The organism is Allobosea sp. NPDC003192 (assembly GCF_050275675.1).
GTDB lineage: Bacteria > Pseudomonadota > Alphaproteobacteria > Rhizobiales > Beijerinckiaceae > Allobosea.
In genome coordinates this window covers 1-16853 of the sequence record NZ_JBNNPK010000025.1, presented here as the reverse complement: position 1 = coordinate 16853, position 16853 = coordinate 1, and the positions used below count along the sequence as shown (strand labels likewise).

Genomic DNA, 16853 nt, shown 5'->3' with positions numbered 1-16853 from the left:
GGTTACATGATGAGGGCATTCGCGTCACCGGCGGCGGACCTTGCCTCCTGTCACATCCGCGGGGCGTTCGAGCTATCCTGACGCTGCACTGGAGATTTTGCAGCATGGCGAAACTCGTCTTCGGAATGAACATGTCTCTGGACGGCTATGTCGACCTCCAGGATTCCCCGCCCGATGCCGCGCTCTTCCGCCACTGGATCGAGCATGTGCGCGATCTGGCCGGCAGTGTGTACGGCCGCCGCATGTACGAGACCATGCGCTATTGGGACGAGGACCGGCCCGAATGGACCAGGGAGCAGCACGAATTCGCGGCGGCCTGGCGGCGCCTGCCAAAATGGGTGGCGGCGCGCTCGTTGAAGTCGGTCGGGCCGAACGCCACGCTCGTTGCCGATGACGTCGAAACCGTGGTCCGCGGGCTGAAGGCCCGGATCACTGGGGAGATCACCGTTTCCGGGCCGGAACTGGCGCAAAGCCTCACCGACACGGGTCTCATCGACGAGTATCGGCTCTATCTCCACCCCATCGTCCTCGGGCGCGGCATGCCATTCTTCGCCGGCCCACGCCCGCCGCTCCGCCTCGTCGCCGATGAGAGGATCGGCGAAAACGTGATCCGGTTGACCTACATTCCCGCCTGATCGCGCAACTCCCTCGACAAGCCCGGGAGGCAGCGAAACCTCTACGCGCAAAGCCCGCGAAAAGCGTTGGCGCGCCATGCCTCTTCGACAGGTGCGCCGCTGCGCACTCGTGCTAGGCTGACCGCTGGTATGGTAGTATCCCAGACGCAGACCGCCGTTGTGCCGGGCAGGAGCAGCATGATCGATATCCGCATCACCCCCGACAAGAACGAGCTCGGTAGGCAGGCTGCTGCTCTCGGCGTAGAGGCGATCCGCGCCGCGATTACCCGCCATGGCGAGGCGACAATCATCGTCGCCACCGGTGCGAGCCAGTTCGAGATGCTGCAGAACCTCGTCGCGGCGGAGGGCATCGACTGGTCGAAGGTCACGGCATTCCATCTCGACGAATATGTCGGCCTGCCCGAAAACCATCCGGCGAGCTTCCGCGGCTATCTGAAGGAGCGCTTCCTCGCGCCGCTCGCCGTCAAGCCGGCCTTCATCCCGGTCGACGGCGAGGGTGATCCCGCCGCCGAGACCAGGCGCCTCAACGGCCTGATCGCCGGGCGCCGCATCGACCTCTGCTTCGCCGGCTTCGGCGAGAACTGCCATCTCGCCTTCAACGACCCGCCGGCCGATTTCGAGACCGAGGAGCCCTATATCGTCGTCACCCTCGACGAGGCCTGCCGCAACCAGCAATTCGGCGAGGGCTGGTTCGCGAGCTTTGCAGCCGTGCCGGAGCAGGCGATCTCGATGAGCATCCGCCAGATCCTGAAGAGCGAGCTGATCGTCCTCTCGGTGCCGGACGCCCGCAAGGCGCAGGCGGTGAAGGATGCGCTCGAAGGCGAGATCACACCGCTGCACCCCGCCTCGATCCTGCAGCGCCATCCCAATACGGTGCTGTTCCTCGATCCACCGGCTGCTTCCCTGCTGAAGAAGGGCTGACAGGCGATGCCCGTCTCGCCCGGCCTCGTCGATCTCCAGATCAATGGCTTCGCCGGCGTCGACTTCAACGACCCGGCGATCACCCCGGCCGATCTCGACCGGGCGCTGGAGGCGATGCTCGCGACCGGCGTCACGCATTGCCTGCCGACGATCATCACCGCCCACCCGCATGAGCTGGTCGAGCGCTTCCGCGCCCTCGACGCCGCCGTCGCCGGTAGCAGGCTCGGGACGCTGATGTGCCCGGGCTATCATCTCGAAGGGCCGTTCCTGAACCCGGCGCCGGGCTATCACGGCTGTCATCCGCCGGAGGCGATGACGGCGGCGCGGCCGGAGCTGATCGCCGAGGTCGAGCGCGGCCTCAAGCGGCCGATCCTGATGGTGACGCTCGCCGCCGAAAGCGAAGGCGCCATCACGCTGACGAAGAGCCTGGCTGAATCCGGCAAGATCGTCGCCATCGGCCATTCCGCCGCCGATTTCACTCAGGTTGCGGCTGCCGCCGATGCGGGCTTGTCGCTCTCGACCCATCTCGGCAACGGCGTGCCGCAGACGCTGCACAAGCTCGCCAACCCGATCTTCGCCCAGCTCGCCGAGGACCGGCTGATGGCCGGCTTCATCGCCGACGGCATCCATGTCCATCCCAAGGCGCTCGCTGCGCTGATCCGGGCCAAGGGCTTCGAGCGCTCGATCCTGGTCACCGATGCCGTGGTGGCCGCAGCAGCGCCGGTCGGCCGTTATCATTTCGCCGGCATGGCGGTCGATCGCATGCCCGATGGTTCGGTTCGACAGGAGGAAGGGTTGCTCGCCGGCTCGGCGCTCTGTCTGGACGAGGCCGTCAGGAATGTCGTCGCCTGGGGCATCGCGACGCCCGCCCAGGCCTTCGCCATGGCCTCCGATCACGCGCTCGCCGCGATCCGGCCGGCGCTCGACGCGCATGGCATCACGCTTGCGGAGGGTGAAGTCGAGTGGTCGGATGAGCTTTTCATCCGGCATGTCCGCCTCGCCGATCAGGAACGAAGCTACGACGCATGAACGCCGCCATCGACGGCGCGACAACAAAGGGGAAGGCAATGACCAAGCATCTCAAGAGTATCGACCGCCGCACCGTGCTCGGCGGCCTCGGGGCGCTCGCCGCCGGCGGTCCGGCGCTCGCCGCCTCGCCGCCGCTGCCGACGAGCCCAGTCGTGATCAGCGTCATGGATGTCGGCGGCGCGTTGGCGCTGATGCAGAAGGCCTTCGAGGACTACCGCACCGCCAATCCCAAGCTGGTCTCGCGCATCGCCTTCGTGAAGGCCCCTGCCCCCGAGCTCGCCAGCAAGCTCAAGGCCCAGCAGGATGCCGGCAAGGTCGATCTCGACCTGATCCTGACCGGCAGCGACGGCCTCGCCGCCGGCCTCGAACAGAAGCTCTGGCAGAAGATCCTGCCCGATTTTTCCGACAAGTTCCCGAACATCGAGGCCAATTACGAGCCGGCCGCGCTCAACCTGCACAAGGCGCAGGGCGACGGCTTCGGCGTCGTCGTCAACTACTACCCCTCCGGCCCGCTGCTCGAATACATGCCCGACCGGGTCAAGAACGTGCCGACCACGGCCGAGGAGCTGCTCGCCTGGGCCAAGGCCAATCCGAACAAGTTCATGTATGCCCGCCCGACCAATTCCGGCCCGGGCCGCACCTTCATGATGGGCCTGCCCTATCTCCTCGGCGACAAGGACCCGCAGGACCCTGTCGGCGGCTGGGACAAGACCTGGGCCTATCTGCAGGAACTCGGCCAGTACATCGAGTACTACCCGGCCGGCACCGGCGCGACGATGAAGGAGTTCGGCGACGGCTCGCGCGACATCATCATCTCGACCACCGGCTGGGACATCAATCCGCGCGCGCTCGGTATCGTGCCGAAGGAAGCCAAGATCCAGACGCTGAAGGGCTTCCACTGGGTCTCGGACGCCTTCTTCATGTGCGTGCCGAAGGGCCTGCCCAACGACCGGCTCGCCGTCGTCCTCGACATCATGGCGCATGTGCTGACGCCGAAGATGCAGGCCTATTCCTATGACGAGGGCTATCTCTATCCCGGCCCGGCGGTGAAGAACGTGCCGCTCTCGCTGGCGCCGGAGGCGAGCCAGAAGGTCATAGCCGAATTCGGCCGGCCGGAATATGCCGACCTGATCGCCAACAACCCGATCGAGCTGCCGCTGAAGCCGGACAAGATGGTCGTCGCCTTCCGCAAGTGGGACGAGCTGGTCGGCGCCAAGCGGGCGAAGTGATCGCGCCCGAACTCCTCCCTTCCCTCTTGTGGGGAAGGGCCGGGGATGGGGGTGGCGCCGCTTGGTGATCGGCAGCAGAAGAGGAAATCTGGCAGTAAGGGCAAGGCTACCGAAGCGGCAAGGCCGCTCGGGCTTTGCGCCCCCCACCCCTGCCCCTCCCCACAAGGGGGAGGGGTTAGAGCGCCAGCTGGTGGCCCGGCGCCAAGACGACCCCGATCTGCCGCGCCTCAGGCAGTCTGCGCGCCGGCGTCGATCGCCTCGATGTCACCGGCGCGATCGTACTGCGCCTGATCGAGCATGCCCTGGCGCTTGGCGACGATGGTCGGCACCAGCGCCTGGCCGGCGACGTTCACCGCGGTGCGGCCCATGTCGAGGATCGGATCGATGGCGAGCAGCAGGCCGACGCCGGCGAGCGGCAGGCCGAGCGTCGAGAGTGTCAGCGTCAGCATCACCGTCGCGCCGGTCAGGCCGGCGGTCGCGGCCGAGCCGATCACCGAGACGAAAGCGATCAGCACATATTCCTGGATGCCGAGCGGCACGCCGTAGAACTGCGCGACGAAAATCGCCGAGATCGCCGGATAGATCGCGGCGCAGCCATCCATCTTGGTGGTGGCGCCGAGCGGCACGGCGAAGGCAGCGTATTCGCGGGGCACGCCGAGGCTCTTCTCGGTCACGGCCTCGGTGACTGGCAAGGTGCCGACCGAAGAGCGCGAGACGAAGGCGAGCTGGATCGCCGGCCAGGCGCCCGCGAAGAAGCGCAGGGGCGAGAGCCCGTGCAGGACGAGCAGCGCCGGGTAGACGACCAACAGCACGATGGCGAGGCCGAGATAGATCGCGAAGGCGTACCAGGAGAGCTGCTGCAGGGTCTGCCAGCCATATTGCGCGACGGCGTTGCCGAGCAGGCCGATGGTGCCGATCGGCGTCAGCCGGATCACCCACCACAGGATCTTGCGCGTGATCGCCAGCAGCGACTCGTTGAAGGACAGGAACGCATTGGCGCGCTCGCCGACCTTCAGCGCCGCGACGCCGACGACGATCGAGATCACCAGCAGCTGCAGCACGTTGAAGCCGAGCCGCGTCGTCGCCGCGCCACCATCGATCCGGGTCGAGGCCTGCAGGCCGAGCATGTTGGCGGGAACGAGACCCTTCAGGAAGTCAAGCCAGGAGCCGACCGAGCCGGGCGCCTTGGCGCTGGCGGCGAGCACCCCGGAATTGATGCCGGGCTGGATGATCAAGCCGAGCGCGATACCGATCAACACCGCGATGAAGGCGGTGAGCGCGAACCAGAGCAGCGTCTGCCAGACCAGCGCGGCGGCGTTGGAAAGCTGCCGGAGATTGCTGATCGAGGCGACGATCGCCGTGAAGATCAGCGGCGGCACCAGCGCTTGCAGCAATTGCACGAAGATCGAGCCGGTCGTCTGGAGCGTGACAGTCAGCCAGTTCGGCTGGCCGGCCGCGTCCGGGCCGATATTGCGCGCGATCCAGCCGAGCACGAGCCCGACCACCATGGCCGCCAGAACCTGGAAGCCGAAATTCACGTAAAATGGCTTGGCGCCGGCGGTCGCCGCGCCGGCTCGGGACGTCACTGTGGTCATGGCAGGAACTCGTCGATCGCCGCAATACGGCTGAACATGTCTGCTGCTTATATAAGCGCCACGGCAACTTGCGGGAAGCCAAGCACGTCCCTTTTGCGCCATCCCGACAGCGGGAATGTTCTCTACGGAAACGCTCTAAGGGGAATTATTTTCTCAAGGCCAGATTGGCATCCGCGGGTGCCCTGAGCTCAGCGCAGCGGCCAGACGAAGAGGATCAGCGGCACGGCGAGCAGGATCACCAGCAGCGACAATGGTGCGCCGAGCCTGGCATAATCGCCGAAGCGGTAGCCGCCCGGCCCCATCACCAGCGTGTTGCACTGGTGGCCGATCGGGGTGAGGAAGTCGCAGGCGGCGCCGATCGCCACCGCCATCAGGAAGGCGTCGGGATTGTAGCCGAGCGTCTTGGCGAAGCCGGCGCCGATCGGCGCCATCACCAGTACGGTCGCGGCATTGTTGAGGAAGGGCGTCACTGCCATCGCCGCGACGAGCATCAGCCCGACCGCGCCCCAGCCCGGCAGCCCGGCGCCGATCTGTGCCAGCAGCCCGGCGAAGACATCGGTTGCACCCGTTGCACGCAGGCTGTCGCTGACCGGGATCAGTGCCGCCAGCATGACCAGGATCGGCGCCTCGACCGAGTCGTAGGCGTCGCGCAGCGAGAGCGCTCGCGTCACGAGCAGCGCCACCGCGGCGGCGAAGAAGGCGATCGCCACCGGCAGCAGGCCGAGCGCGACGACGATGACCGTCGCAGCGACGATCGATCCGGTGACGAAGCGGCGGCGCGTACTCCCCAGAGCGAGGCTGCGCGCCGCCAGCGGCAGCAGGCCGAGCTCGCGCAGCCGCTCGGGCAACAGATCCTCGTCGCCCTGCAGCAGTACGACGTCGCCGGCGCGCAAACGGATGTCGCGCAGGCGCTCGGTGAAGCGTTCGCCGGCGCGGCTGATGCCGAGCAGGTTGATGTGGAAGCGCGCGTGCAGGTCGACCTGCGCGGCACTAAGCCCTTCGAGCAGCGAGCCCTGCGTCACGATCGCCTCGCCGGTGCGGGCCGGATCGAGCGAGCCCTCGCGCTGCGTCGAGCGATGCTGGCCGACGAGTTCCAGCCCGCCATCGGCGACGACACGCTCCAGGGCCTTGGGCTCGCCGCGCAGCAGCAGGATGTCGCCGGCGCGCAGGCTGGCATCGGGCAGCGGCGCACGACGGCGCTCGCCATCGCGCAGGATCGCGACGAGCTCGACCTCGCCGTCACCGGGCTTCCTGAGATCGGCGACGGTCTTGCCGGCCAGCGGCCCCTTCTCGGGGATGCGCGCCTCGGTGACGTAGTCCTTGATGTCGAGAGCCTGGTCGAGCGAGCGCGAACCCTGGCGATCCTTCGGCAGCAGCCGGTAGGCGAGGCTGAGAAAGACGCAGCCGGCAAGCGCGATGCCGATGCCGACCGGAGTGAAGTCGAACATGGCGAAGGGCTTGCCGCCGAGCTCCTCGCGGACACGCGCAACGATCACATTCGGCGACGTTCCGACGAGCGTGACGATGCCGCCGAGCAGCGAGGCGAAGGCCATCGGCATCAGGAAGACCGAGGGCGATTTGCCGTCCTTGCGGGCGAGCTGGTAGGCGATCGGCAGCATCATCGCGAGCGCGCCGATATTCTTGATGATCGCCGACATGGCGGCGACGACGAAGACGAGGACGGCGACCTGCATCTGCGTCGAGCGCAGCGCGGGAGAGATGCGCGCCAGCGCGGTCTCGACGAGGCCCGAACGCGCCACCGCGGCACTGACGATCAGGGCGCTGGCGACGATGATGACGATATCGTCGGAAAAGCCCTTGAAGGCCTCCTTGGCCGGCACGACGCCGAGCGCGACACCGGCGAGCAAAGCCAGAAGAGCGATGACATCGTAGCGCAACCTGCCCCAGACAAAGGCCGCCATCATCGCGGCAACCAGGGAACAAGACAGAATCTGCGGCAGCGTCATGCAGGCAAGCTATCCGAAGGCGCACCGCCGCGGCATGGTCAAAGCCACTTTTTCCAGCGGAAGAACATGTAAGGCAGCACTGCGAAGAGAACCATCAGGCCGACTGCCATCGGGTAGCCGAGCTGCCATTCCAACTCCGGCATCGTCTTGAAGTTCATCCCGTAGATCGAGGCGATCAGCGTCGGTGGCATCAGCGCGACCGAGACGACCGAGAACAGCTTGATGATCTTGTTCTGCTCGATGCTGACCAGGCCGAGCGTCGCGTCGAGCATGAACTGCAGCTTGCTGGAGAGGAAGGTGGCGTGCTCCTCGATCGCCTGGACGTCGCGCAGGGAGGAGCGCCATTCCGGATTGAAGCCGCCTGCCGCCTTCTTCGTGCGCTTGAAGTTGGCGGACAGGTAGAGCAGCACGCGTTCGACCGAGACCATGCTCTCGCGGACATTCGAGATGATGTGCTCGTACTGGCCGATCTTGCGGACCACCGCCTGATAGGCGCGGCCATGCTCGACATGGGCGCTGTCTCCGTCGAAGATCTGGCGCGAGCGCATATCGATGCGGTCGCCGACGCCGCGCAGCACCTCAGCGGCGCGGTCGACGATCGCCTCGATCAGACCCTCGATCACGCCGGCCGGCTCGGGTTCGCAGCCGCCGGGCTTGCCGACGCGGTTCTTGAAGATGTTGAAGGCGCCCGGCTCGTCATAGCGCACGGTCACCAGCGCCTTCTCGGTCAGGATGAAGGTGACGTCGGCCAGGCGCGGGACATTGGTCTCGGATTGGCAGATGACGCGCGCCGTCATGTAATGCGCGCCGTCCTCGGCATAGATCGTCTCGGACGGCTCGAGATCGTGCATCTCCTCCCGGGTCGGAATCGAGATGCCGAGATGCTGCTCGATCTTGGCATCTTCCGGTGCGGTCGGGTTGAGCAGGTCGATCCAGATCGCGCCGGGCGGGATCTCATCCTCGATGGCGAGAGTGCGGGGCACGAGCTTGTCGCCGCTCGTCTGGCAGATGCCGTGGATCAGGAGCATGGCCGGTCATCCGGAATCGGGCGCCGCACGGCGCGGATTTGCACTGCACCAACTCCAAACGTCCGGCAGTGTCAAACCGATGACGCGTAGCTGCGGATACCCGATCCCGGCACGACATTCACTTGCCCGGTGTGGCCACCCCGCCCCGGCAACGTGGTTAGCATAAAATCAATCGCACGATGAGACACTGAACAAATCTGTCGCCCCTCCGGATCTGTCATGCTCAACGCCGCGAAGAATCTCAGCATCAAGACCATGCTCCTGACCGTGCTCGGCCTTGCCAGCGCGGCGATCGTGACGCTCTCGTCGCAAGCGCTCTGGCAGGCCTGGACGCGCCACGACAGGGCCGTCGAGGTGTCCGCTCTCGCCGATCTGAACAAGGCCTATTTCACGGCTCTGCAGAACCTGCGCTACGAGCGCGGCAACGGCGCGAGCGCGCTGTCGATGCCGACCGAGAAGAATGGCGGGATGATCGAGGACGTGCTGATGCGGCGCAAGCGTCTGGACGACGCCATCGCCACTGCGCAGGGAATCATCCGCAGCAACGGCTACGAGGTCGCCAAGACCGTCTCGACCGAGATCGACGGCCATGTCGCGGCGCTGAAGCCTCTGCGGGCGAAGGTCGACGCCAACTGGAAGCTGCCGCTGGATGCGCGGGAGAAGGAGCTGGCCGGGGCCAGCATGGCTCAGACCGGCAAGTTCCTGACCGCGCTCGAGGCCGCCTCGGCAACGCTGGAGGATCGCATCCTCGCGCTCGACGCCAGCTTCGCCAACCTCACCTCCGTCCGCGCGATGGCCTGGGCCGCGCGCTCGCTCAGCGGCTCGTCGACCATCGTCCTCAACAACGCCGTCGCGCAGGACCGCCCGCTCGACGCCAAGGAGAGCAATGCCGTCCTCGTCAACGATGCGCGCATGGAGTTCGCCTGGGGCGTGGTGAGGCAGCTCATCGGCCAGGCCAGCACCCCGCAGGCGCTCAAGGACGCGCTCGCCACCGCCGAGAACAGCTATTTCGGCGGCTCCTTCAAGGCGACGCGGGCCGACCTCGTCGCCAACGTGACTGGCGGGCGCAAGCCTTCGATCAATCCCGACCAATGGCGCGACCAGATCGTCGCCGCCTCCGAGACGCTTGGCGCCGTGGCGAGCCGCGCCATCGACGTCGTGTCGGATGTCGCCGACGCGAAGGCCGATGCGGCGATGCGCTCGCTCGTCGCCTACGGCCTGCTCCTGCTCGCCGCGCTGGTGCTCGCGCTGATCGGCCTCTGGCTGGTGCAAAGCCGCGTGACGCGCCCGATCACCGCCTTGACCGCCTCGATGAAGCAGCTGGCGCAGGGCGACTTCACCGCCGAGGTCATGGACAATGGCCGGAATGACGAGATCGGCGGCATGGCCGCCGCCGTCAGGGTGTTCAAGGAGAACGGGCTGCGCGTTCAGGCGCTCGAAGCGCAGGAGCGCGCTGCCGCAGCCGAGCGCGCCGCCCGGACGGAATCGATGATTGCCGTGGTCAATGACGTCGGGACGGTCGTCGCCGCAGCCGCGGCCGGTGATTTCAGCGCCCGGCTGCAATTGGAGAACGCCGACGCGCAGATGCAGCAGCTGGTCAACGGCATCAACCAGATCAACGCCGTGGTCGACGGCGCGACGACGGAATTCGCCGACATCCTGGCATCCGTCTCGCAGGGCGACCTGACCCGCCGGGTCGCGACCAGCTATCAGGGTCGCTTCGCCGAATTGAAGCATTCGGTCAACGAGACGGTCGAGCGGCTCTCGGACACGATCGGCGGCATCCAGGCGACGACCTCGCAGGTTTCCGCCTCTGCCCGCGAGATCAAGGCCGGCGCCGACGACCTCGCCAAGCGGACCGAGGAACAGGCGGCCTCGCTGGAGGAAACCGCGGCGACGACCGAGGAGCTCGCGGCATCCGTCAAGGCGAGCGCTGGGTCCTCGAAGTCTGCGGCCTCCGCCTCCGACGAAGCGATGAGCGTCGCGCAGCAGGGCGGCATGATCGTTCAGGACGCGGTCGCAGCGATGGAGCGGATCGAGGCCGCCTCGCGCAAGATCACCGACATCACCTCGGTGATCGACGGCATCGCCTTCCAGACCAATCTGCTGGCGCTGAATGCCGCCGTGGAAGCGGCCCGCGCCGGCGATGCCGGCAAGGGCTTTGCCGTGGTCGCCTCGGAGGTCCGCACCCTCGCCCAGCGCTCGGGCGAGGCCTCGAAGGACATCACCACCCTGATCCAGTCCTCGACCAGCGAGATCGAGGAAGGCGTGAAGCTCGTCCGCTCGGCCGGCGCCGTTCTCGACCAGATCGTCTCGGCCTCCCGTCAGGTCGCCGCGACCGTGGTCGAGATTTCGGCTGCGGCGGGCGAACAGGCCAACGGCATCGACGAGATGAGCCAGACCGTCGCGCATATGGACGAGATGACCCAGGCGAATGCCGCGCTGGCCGAAGAGAGCGCTGCCTCGGCGGCCTCGCTCGCCGACCAGATCCACAGCCTCGATCAGCTCGTGGCGGCCTTCCGCATCGCGGGTGGTGACACGCGCTCGACCAGCGAGCCCGAGCGCCTGCGCAACCTCGCCGCGGCCGCCATGTCGGAGACCCGCTCGGCTCCGCGCGCACCGGCGCGGAAGGCACACCCCGCCCCCGCGGCTCCGATGTCAGCCCGCAAGGTCGCGAACGGCGGAGCGCGCGAGCGCGAGTGGGAGGAGTTCTGAGCCTTCTGGCTCAGACACCGCCCTTCACGCCCTCAGGCGGCTTGATCTCCTCGGGCACGAAGAAGTCCGGCATCAGCGGCACCGACGGATCGACCCGATAGGGCGTGAAGTCGGTGACGCCCTCGCCGGCCATGAAATTGTCGTCGATCAGGAAATTGCCCGAGAAGCTGCGCGAGGGCTTGTTGAAGACCATCCAGGCGGCGTCGGCCAGCATTTCCGGCGTGCGGCTCGCCTGCACCATCTTGTCGCCGCCGAGCAGGTTCTTAACGGCCGCGGTCGCGACCGTGGTACGCGGCCAGAGCGCGTTGACGGCGATGCCCTTCGGCGCAAGCTCGCCGGCGAGGCCGAGCACGCACATGCTCATCCCATACTTCGCCATGGTGTAGGCGAGGTGCGGGGCGAACCAGCGCATCTTCATGTCGAGCGGCGGCGACAGCATCAGGATATGCGGGTTCTCCGCCTTCTCCAGATGCGGGATCGCGTATTTCGAGACCATGAAGGTGCCGCGCGTGTTGATCTGGTGCATCAGATCGTAGCGCTTCATGTCGGTCATCTGGGTGTTGGTGAGCGAGATCGCGCTGGCATTGTTCACGACGATGTCGAGGCCGCCGAAGGTCTGCGCCGTCTTGGCGATCGCCTCGGCGACGCTCTGCTCGTCACGAACGTCGACCATCAATGGCAGGCACTTGCCGCCAGCCGCCTCGATCTCGGCGGCAGCGGTGTAGATCGTGCCTTCGAGCTTGGGATGCGGCTCGGCCGTCTTGGCGGCGATGGTGACGTTTGCGCCGTCGCGCGCCGCCTTGATGGCGATGGCGAGGCCGATGCCGCGCGATCCGCCGGTGATGAAGAGCGTCTTGCCCTTGAGCGACATGCAGGTCTCCTCCCTCATTAGTCTTGCAAAATGAACCGGTCCGGCTGGCTGCCGTCCGCATCGGTGAAGCCATAGGCGCGCGCCAGATCGGCGACGTGCAGCACCTGGCCGGCATGGCGGGCGACATCCGGATCGCCCGCGAGCGCCGCGACCGCACGGCCGGCATAAAGCGGCGTCTCGGTGGTCTCGTCGGCCATGCCGGCGTCGCGCACGCGCTCGGTCAGGACATGGCCGGGGGACAAGGCCAGCGCGGTGACGCCGAAGGGCTTGAGCTCCTGCGCCATCGCCAGCGTCAGCCGGTTCATCGCCGCCTTGGACAGGTCGTAGAAGACATCGCCGAGATAGCCGCCGGCGGTGTCGAAGCTCACCGTGATGATCAGCCCCTGGCGCATCTGCACCATGGCCGGCGCGACGGCGCGCGCGAGCAGCAATTGCGCATAGACGCCGCTCTCGAAGCTCTGGCCGAGCCGCGCCACCGGGCGGCGCCAGAACGGCGCGCCGAAGGCCGAACCATCCGGATAGCGCTCGCCATCATAGCCCTCATTGCCGCCCCAGACCGCGTCGACGACGCAATCGAGCCGACCGAAACGTCGCAGTGACCAGGCGACGAGCTGGTCGACCTCGCGCTCATTGGTGTGGTCGCAGCGATAGGGCTCGCCGCGGCCGCCGGCGGCCTCGACCTCGCGGGCGGTGTCCTCGAAGGTTTCCGAGCGCTGGTCGGTGCGCGGGCCGGCCTCGCTGGAGCGGCCGGTGACGATCACGGTGGCGCCGGCCTGGCCAAGCGCCCTTGCGATGCCGCGCCCGAGCCCGCGCGAGGCGCCGGCGACGAGGCAGACCTTGCCGGCGAGCGGCTTTTGCGGGCTGTTATCGATCATGGCGATATCGCTGGCGCAATGCGAGCGGCTCCGCTAGAAGCCCCCTCCCCCGAACGGCGAGGACGATCATGGAAGCGAGCGAAGTCGCGGCCTGCTGGGAGGCCAATGCCGAAACCTGGACCCGACATGCGCGCGCCGGCTACGACCTCTACCGGGACGCGCAGAACACCCCGGCCTTCTTCGCCAACCTGCCCGACATCGACGGCCTGGATGGCCTCGACATCGGCTGCGGCGAGGGCTCGAACACGCGCAAGCTCGCCGAGGCCGGCGGACGTATCACCGCGGTCGACATCGCCCCGACCTTCATCCGCCACGCGCAGGAAGCCGAGACTGCCAACCCGCTTGGGATCGCCTATCGCGTCGCCGACGGCATGGCCCTGCCCTTCGCCGACGCCTCCTTCGATTTCGCCACCGCCTTCATGTCGCTGATGGACATGCCGCACCAGGATCGCGTGCTCGCCGAGGCCAAGCGGGTGCTGAAGCCGAGCGGCTTCCTGCAGTTCTCGATCCTGCATCCCTGCTTCGCCACGCCGGGCCGCAAGGTGATGCGGGACGAGGCCGGAAACGTGCTCGGCATCGAGGTCCGCGAGTACTTTCGCGTCAGCGACGGCGAGATCGAGAGCTGGCGTTTCGGCGCAGCACCCGCTGAGGAGAAGGCCAGGGTCGAGCCGTTCCGGGTGCCGCGCTTCCACCGCACGCTGAGCGACTGGATCAATCTGCTGGTCGCGACCGGCTTCCGGATCGAGCACATGCACGAGCCGGGTGTCGATGCGCAAACGGCCAAGGCCGTGCCCTATCTCGCCGACACCTATATCGCGCCGCTCTTCCTGCACATGCGCGTGCGGAAACCGGCGCGATAGGTCAGGTGCGGCGAGAGGCGTCACGCCGCAAAGACCGCAGCCGAATCCTCGACGGCGCCAGCGCCCTCCGTTACGGCGAGCTCCAGCGCGGTGGCTTCACAGACATGGTGCTCGGCATAGAAGCGGGCTGTGGCGAGCGCTGCGGCGCCCTGGTCCTCGCCCTGCATCGCCAGCGCCTTCTTGGCGAGGCCCGTGCCGCCCTGGGCGAGCGCGAACAGCTTGAGATAGGGCGTCGCGCCGGCGAGCGCGCTCGCCTGGTCGATGCCCATCGTCGCCAGCATCCACTCGGTCGCACGCTCGAGCGAGTCGACGGCCGCGCCGAGCCGCGCCGCGCTGTGGCCGAAGCCGGGTGTATTGGCCTCGCGCACAGCAGCGACGACGCCGCGCATCTCGGCGATCAGCGCCTTGACCGCGTCGCCATTGGAGAGCGGCAGCTTGCGTAGCACGAGGTCGATCGCCTGGATGCCGTTGGTGCCCTCATAGATGGTGGCGATGCGGGCATCGCGCAGGTGCTGGGCTGCGCCGGTCTCCTCGACATAGCCCATGCCGCCATGGACCTGGACACCGGTCGATGCGACCTCGACGCCGATATCGGTGGCATAAGCCTTGGCGATGGGCGTGATGATCGCCGCCCGCTCGGCCGCAGCCTTGCGCTTGCCCTCGTCGGCCTCGCGATGCGACCGGTCGAGCAATGCAGCCAGCAGCAGCGAGAGCGTACGCGCGGCCTGCGTCTTGGCGCGCATCTCCATCAGCATCCGGCGGATGTCGGGATGGACGATGATCGGGCTCATCGGAGCGCCCTTGGGCGCATCGAGCGCGGTGCCCTGCTTGCGCTCTTGCGCGAAGGCGAGCGCCTGCTGATAGGCGCGCTCGGCGATGGCGACACCCTGCACCGCGACGTTGAGGCGGGCATTGTTCATCATCGTGAACATGCAGGCGAGGCCGCGATTCTCCTCGCCGATCAGCCAGCCGATCGCGCCGCCCTCGTCACCATAGCTCATCGCGCAGGTCGGCGAGGCATGGATGCCCAGCTTGTGCTCGACGCCGGTGCAGCGGACATCATTGCGCGCGCCGAGTGAGCCGTCGGCGTTGACCAGATATTTCGGCACGAGGAAGAGCGAGATGCCGCGCGTGCCGGGAGGGGCATCGGGCAGACGGGCGAGGACGAGGTGGACGATGTTGTCCGTCATCTCATGATCGCCATAGGTGATGAAGATCTTCTGGCCGCTGATGCGGTAGGTGCCGTCGCCGGCGCGCTCGGCCTTGGAGCGCAGCGCGTTGAGGTCCGAGCCGGCCTGCGGCTCGGTCAGGTTCATCGTGCCCATCCACTCGCCGGAGACGAGCTTGGCGAGATAGGTCTCCTTCAGATAGTCGGAGCCGTGGGCATGCAGCGCCTCGATCGCGCCGACCGTCAGCAGCGGGCCGAGCGCGAAGGCGAAGGCAGCCGAATTCCACATTTCGGTGCATGCCGACTGCACCAGCGTCGGCAAAGCCTGGCCTCCATAGGCCTCCGGCCCCGGCAGCGCGTTCCAGCCGCCTTGCGCCCAGGCGTGATAGGCCTCCTTCCAGCCCGGCGGCGTGACGACGGTGCCGTCCTTGAGCTTGGAGCCGACGCGATCGCCGACGACATTCAGCGGCGCGAGGACATCGCCGGCGAACTTCGCGGCTTCCTCCAGCACGGCCTCGGTGACGCCATCCGCGAGTTCCGGTGCCAGCCCCTCGGAGATCAGGGCGTCGAGCCCGGCGACATGGCGCATCGTCGCCAGGATATCCTCGACCGGAGCACGGTACGACATCGCTTACCTCCCTCGGCGCCCACGCAGCATGGCGGGGCATTTGTCTCGTTGCGTTGACGGCGATGCTAGCCGCGAACTATGCGCTTGCCCACGCGCCAAGCGGCGCGTTCTCGCACATGCCATCCCGGCATTGTTATAGTTTACATATGAACTTTCAAGAGCGACCGTGACAGGACCTCGCCAGACCCAGCGCCTTTCCGCCGACGAGGCCGGCATCGCCGCCGCCGCGGAGCTGCTGCGCGCCGGCAGGCTGGTCGCGCTGCCGACCGAGACGGTCTACGGCCTCGCCGCCGATGCCAGCGACGACCGCGCCGTCGCCTCGATCTATGCCGCCAAGGAGCGCCCGAGCTTCAACCCGCTGATCTCGCATCTGCCGGATGCCGAGGCAGCCCGCCGCCAGGGCCTGTTCGATGCGCCTGCATTGGCGCTGGCGAAGGCGTTCTGGCCGGGGCCGCTGACGCTGGTCGTGCCGGCTTCGAGCTCGTGCACGGTCTGCAGCCTCGCCCGCGCCGGGCTCGACAGCGTCGCGCTGCGGGTGCCGTCGCATCCGGTGGCGCGTGCCGTGCTGCAGGCGGCGGGCCGGCCGATCGCGGCGCCCTCGGCCAATCGCTCCGGACGGGTCAGCCCGACCCAGGCCGATCACGTGCTCGCCGATCTCGATGGCCGTATCGACGCTGTGCTCGATGCCGGGCCGACGGCGGTCGGAGTCGAATCCAGTATCGTCGCCTGCCTCGGCGGCGCGCCGCGCCTGCTGCGGCCGGGCGGCGTGCCGCGGGCAGCGCTGGAAGCCGCGATCGGGCAAGCGCTCGTCATCGTCGAAGAAGGCGGTGCTGCTCCCGTCTCACCCGGGCTGCTCGCCTCGCACTACGCGCCGCGCGCTGCCGTGAGGCTCGACGCGGAAGCGCCGCGACCAGGCGAGGCCTGGCTCGGCTTCGGACAGGAACCGAACGGTGCCCTCCCCGCACTCGCCTTCAATCTCAGCCCGGCGGGCGACCTGACGGAGGCTGCAGCCAATCTCTTCGCCGCGATGCGCCGGCTCGACGACCAGCGCCCTGCAACAATCGCCGTCGCGCCGATCCCGATGCACGGCCTCGGCGAAGCGATCAACGACCGGCTGCGCCGCGCTGCGGCGCCACGCTGAGGGCGGTATAATCACTTACGGCGATGGCGTGACCCTGGCCTGTTGGGCGCGGGAGCCCTCCCCCCTTGTGGGGGAGGGTTGGGAGGGGTGACTGGGTGAGCGGCGTCGTGGTTTCGCCGATGATCAGCCTCACATGTGGGACGAATTGCAGCGGCGGCTGTTTGCGGAGGCGTGAGCCAAGCCTCGCGCGC

General features: G+C 67.6%; 13 protein-coding genes. 7 read left to right on the top strand and 6 right to left on the bottom strand.

All coding sequences use genetic code 11. The features are described 5' to 3' along the window. The first annotated feature begins 104 nt into the window (after positions 1–104). The 4 genes from ACQKLX_RS25980 to ACQKLX_RS25965 all read left to right on the top strand — a co-directional run bounded on the left by ACQKLX_RS25980 (position 105) and on the right by ACQKLX_RS25965 (position 3814). Complete coding sequence (locus tag ACQKLX_RS25980; RefSeq protein ID WP_427364455.1) at positions 105–635, top strand: dihydrofolate reductase family protein; 531 nt, start codon at positions 105–107, stop codon at positions 633–635. Between the two features lie 177 nt (positions 636–812). Continuing rightward, entirely contained in the window at positions 813–1556 is a 744-nt protein-coding gene (locus ACQKLX_RS25975; RefSeq protein WP_427364454.1) for a glucosamine-6-phosphate deaminase, read from the top strand. A gap of 6 nt (positions 1557–1562) precedes the next feature. Continuing rightward, on the top strand, positions 1563–2585 hold the full coding sequence (locus tag ACQKLX_RS25970) for an N-acetylglucosamine-6-phosphate deacetylase (RefSeq protein WP_427364453.1): 1023 nt from the start codon (positions 1563–1565) through the stop codon (positions 2583–2585). Positions 2586–2623: 38 nt separating this feature from the next. Then, positions 2624–3814 (top strand): ABC transporter substrate-binding protein, encoded by a 1191-nt coding sequence (locus ACQKLX_RS25965; RefSeq protein ID WP_427364452.1) that lies wholly within the window; start codon positions 2624–2626, stop codon positions 3812–3814. Between the two features lie 227 nt (positions 3815–4041). On the opposite strand, the gene ACQKLX_RS25960 is transcribed toward ACQKLX_RS25965, so the two are convergent. The 3 genes from ACQKLX_RS25960 to ACQKLX_RS25950 all read right to left on the bottom strand — a co-directional run bounded on the left by ACQKLX_RS25960 (position 4042) and on the right by ACQKLX_RS25950 (position 8404). Then, a complete protein-coding gene (locus tag ACQKLX_RS25960; protein WP_427364451.1) occupies positions 4042–5409 on the bottom strand; it encodes a dicarboxylate/amino acid:cation symporter in 1368 nt (455 codons plus the stop codon). 188 nt (positions 5410–5597) lie between these two features. Further along, positions 5598–7376, bottom strand: coding sequence for an SLC13 family permease (locus ACQKLX_RS25955; RefSeq protein ID WP_427364450.1), 1779 nt, complete (start codon positions 7374–7376; stop codon positions 5598–5600). A gap of 38 nt (positions 7377–7414) precedes the next feature. Then, positions 7415–8404 (bottom strand): magnesium transporter CorA family protein, encoded by a 990-nt coding sequence (locus ACQKLX_RS25950; RefSeq protein ID WP_427364449.1) that lies wholly within the window; start codon positions 8402–8404, stop codon positions 7415–7417. Positions 8405–8623: 219 nt separating this feature from the next. On the opposite strand from ACQKLX_RS25950, the gene ACQKLX_RS25945 reads away from it, so the two are divergent. Continuing rightward, positions 8624–11119 carry a methyl-accepting chemotaxis protein gene (locus ACQKLX_RS25945; protein WP_427364448.1) on the top strand — a complete coding sequence of 832 codons (2496 nt, stop codon included), beginning with the start codon at positions 8624–8626 and terminating at the stop codon, positions 11117–11119. 10 nt (positions 11120–11129) lie between these two features. Here ACQKLX_RS25945 and ACQKLX_RS25940 read toward each other — a convergent pair whose 3' ends face one another. Both ACQKLX_RS25940 and ACQKLX_RS25935 read right to left on the bottom strand, forming a co-directional pair. Further along, positions 11130–11990, bottom strand: coding sequence for an SDR family oxidoreductase (locus tag ACQKLX_RS25940; RefSeq protein ID WP_427364447.1), 861 nt, complete (start codon positions 11988–11990; stop codon positions 11130–11132). A gap of 17 nt (positions 11991–12007) precedes the next feature. Continuing rightward, entirely contained in the window at positions 12008–12865 is an 858-nt protein-coding gene (locus ACQKLX_RS25935) for an SDR family NAD(P)-dependent oxidoreductase (protein ID WP_427364446.1), read from the bottom strand. 68 nt (positions 12866–12933) lie between these two features. Here ACQKLX_RS25935 and ACQKLX_RS25930 point away from each other — a divergent pair, with 68 nt between their 5' ends. Further along, the gene (locus ACQKLX_RS25930; protein ID WP_427364445.1) at positions 12934–13725 is read left to right on the top strand and encodes a class I SAM-dependent methyltransferase; all 792 of its coding nucleotides are present in this window, start codon (positions 12934–12936) and stop codon (positions 13723–13725) included. 20 nt (positions 13726–13745) lie between these two features. Here ACQKLX_RS25930 and ACQKLX_RS25925 read toward each other — a convergent pair whose 3' ends face one another. Then, positions 13746–15521 (bottom strand): acyl-CoA dehydrogenase, encoded by a 1776-nt coding sequence (locus ACQKLX_RS25925; RefSeq protein ID WP_427364444.1) that lies wholly within the window; start codon positions 15519–15521, stop codon positions 13746–13748. Positions 15522–15687: 166 nt separating this feature from the next. Between ACQKLX_RS25925 and ACQKLX_RS25920 the strand changes: the two genes are divergently transcribed. Continuing rightward, positions 15688–16662, top strand: a complete 975-nt coding sequence (locus ACQKLX_RS25920) for an L-threonylcarbamoyladenylate synthase (RefSeq protein WP_427364443.1) — start codon at positions 15688–15690, stop codon at positions 16660–16662. Positions 16663–16853 lie beyond the last annotated feature (191 nt).

Coding starts and splice junctions, on each gene's coding strand:
- ACQKLX_RS25980 (WP_427364455.1), top strand. CDS start 105: ATGGCGAAACTCGTCTTCGGAATGAACATGTCTCTGGACGGCTATGTC.
- ACQKLX_RS25975 (WP_427364454.1), top strand. CDS start 813: ATGATCGATATCCGCATCACCCCCGACAAGAACGAGCTCGGTAGGCAG.
- ACQKLX_RS25970 (WP_427364453.1), top strand. CDS start 1,563: ATGCCCGTCTCGCCCGGCCTCGTCGATCTCCAGATCAATGGCTTCGCC.
- ACQKLX_RS25965 (WP_427364452.1), top strand. CDS start 2,624: ATGACCAAGCATCTCAAGAGTATCGACCGCCGCACCGTGCTCGGCGGC.
- ACQKLX_RS25960 (WP_427364451.1), bottom strand. CDS start 5,409: ATGACCACAGTGACGTCCCGAGCCGGCGCGGCGACCGCCGGCGCCAAG.
- ACQKLX_RS25955 (WP_427364450.1), bottom strand. CDS start 7,376: ATGACGCTGCCGCAGATTCTGTCTTGTTCCCTGGTTGCCGCGATGATG.
- ACQKLX_RS25950 (WP_427364449.1), bottom strand. CDS start 8,404: ATGCTCCTGATCCACGGCATCTGCCAGACGAGCGGCGACAAGCTCGTG.
- ACQKLX_RS25945 (WP_427364448.1), top strand. CDS start 8,624: ATGCTCAACGCCGCGAAGAATCTCAGCATCAAGACCATGCTCCTGACC.
- ACQKLX_RS25940 (WP_427364447.1), bottom strand. CDS start 11,990: ATGTCGCTCAAGGGCAAGACGCTCTTCATCACCGGCGGATCGCGCGGC.
- ACQKLX_RS25935 (WP_427364446.1), bottom strand. CDS start 12,865: ATGATCGATAACAGCCCGCAAAAGCCGCTCGCCGGCAAGGTCTGCCTC.
- ACQKLX_RS25930 (WP_427364445.1), top strand. CDS start 12,934: ATGGAAGCGAGCGAAGTCGCGGCCTGCTGGGAGGCCAATGCCGAAACC.
- ACQKLX_RS25925 (WP_427364444.1), bottom strand. CDS start 15,521: ATGTCGTACCGTGCTCCGGTCGAGGATATCCTGGCGACGATGCGCCAT.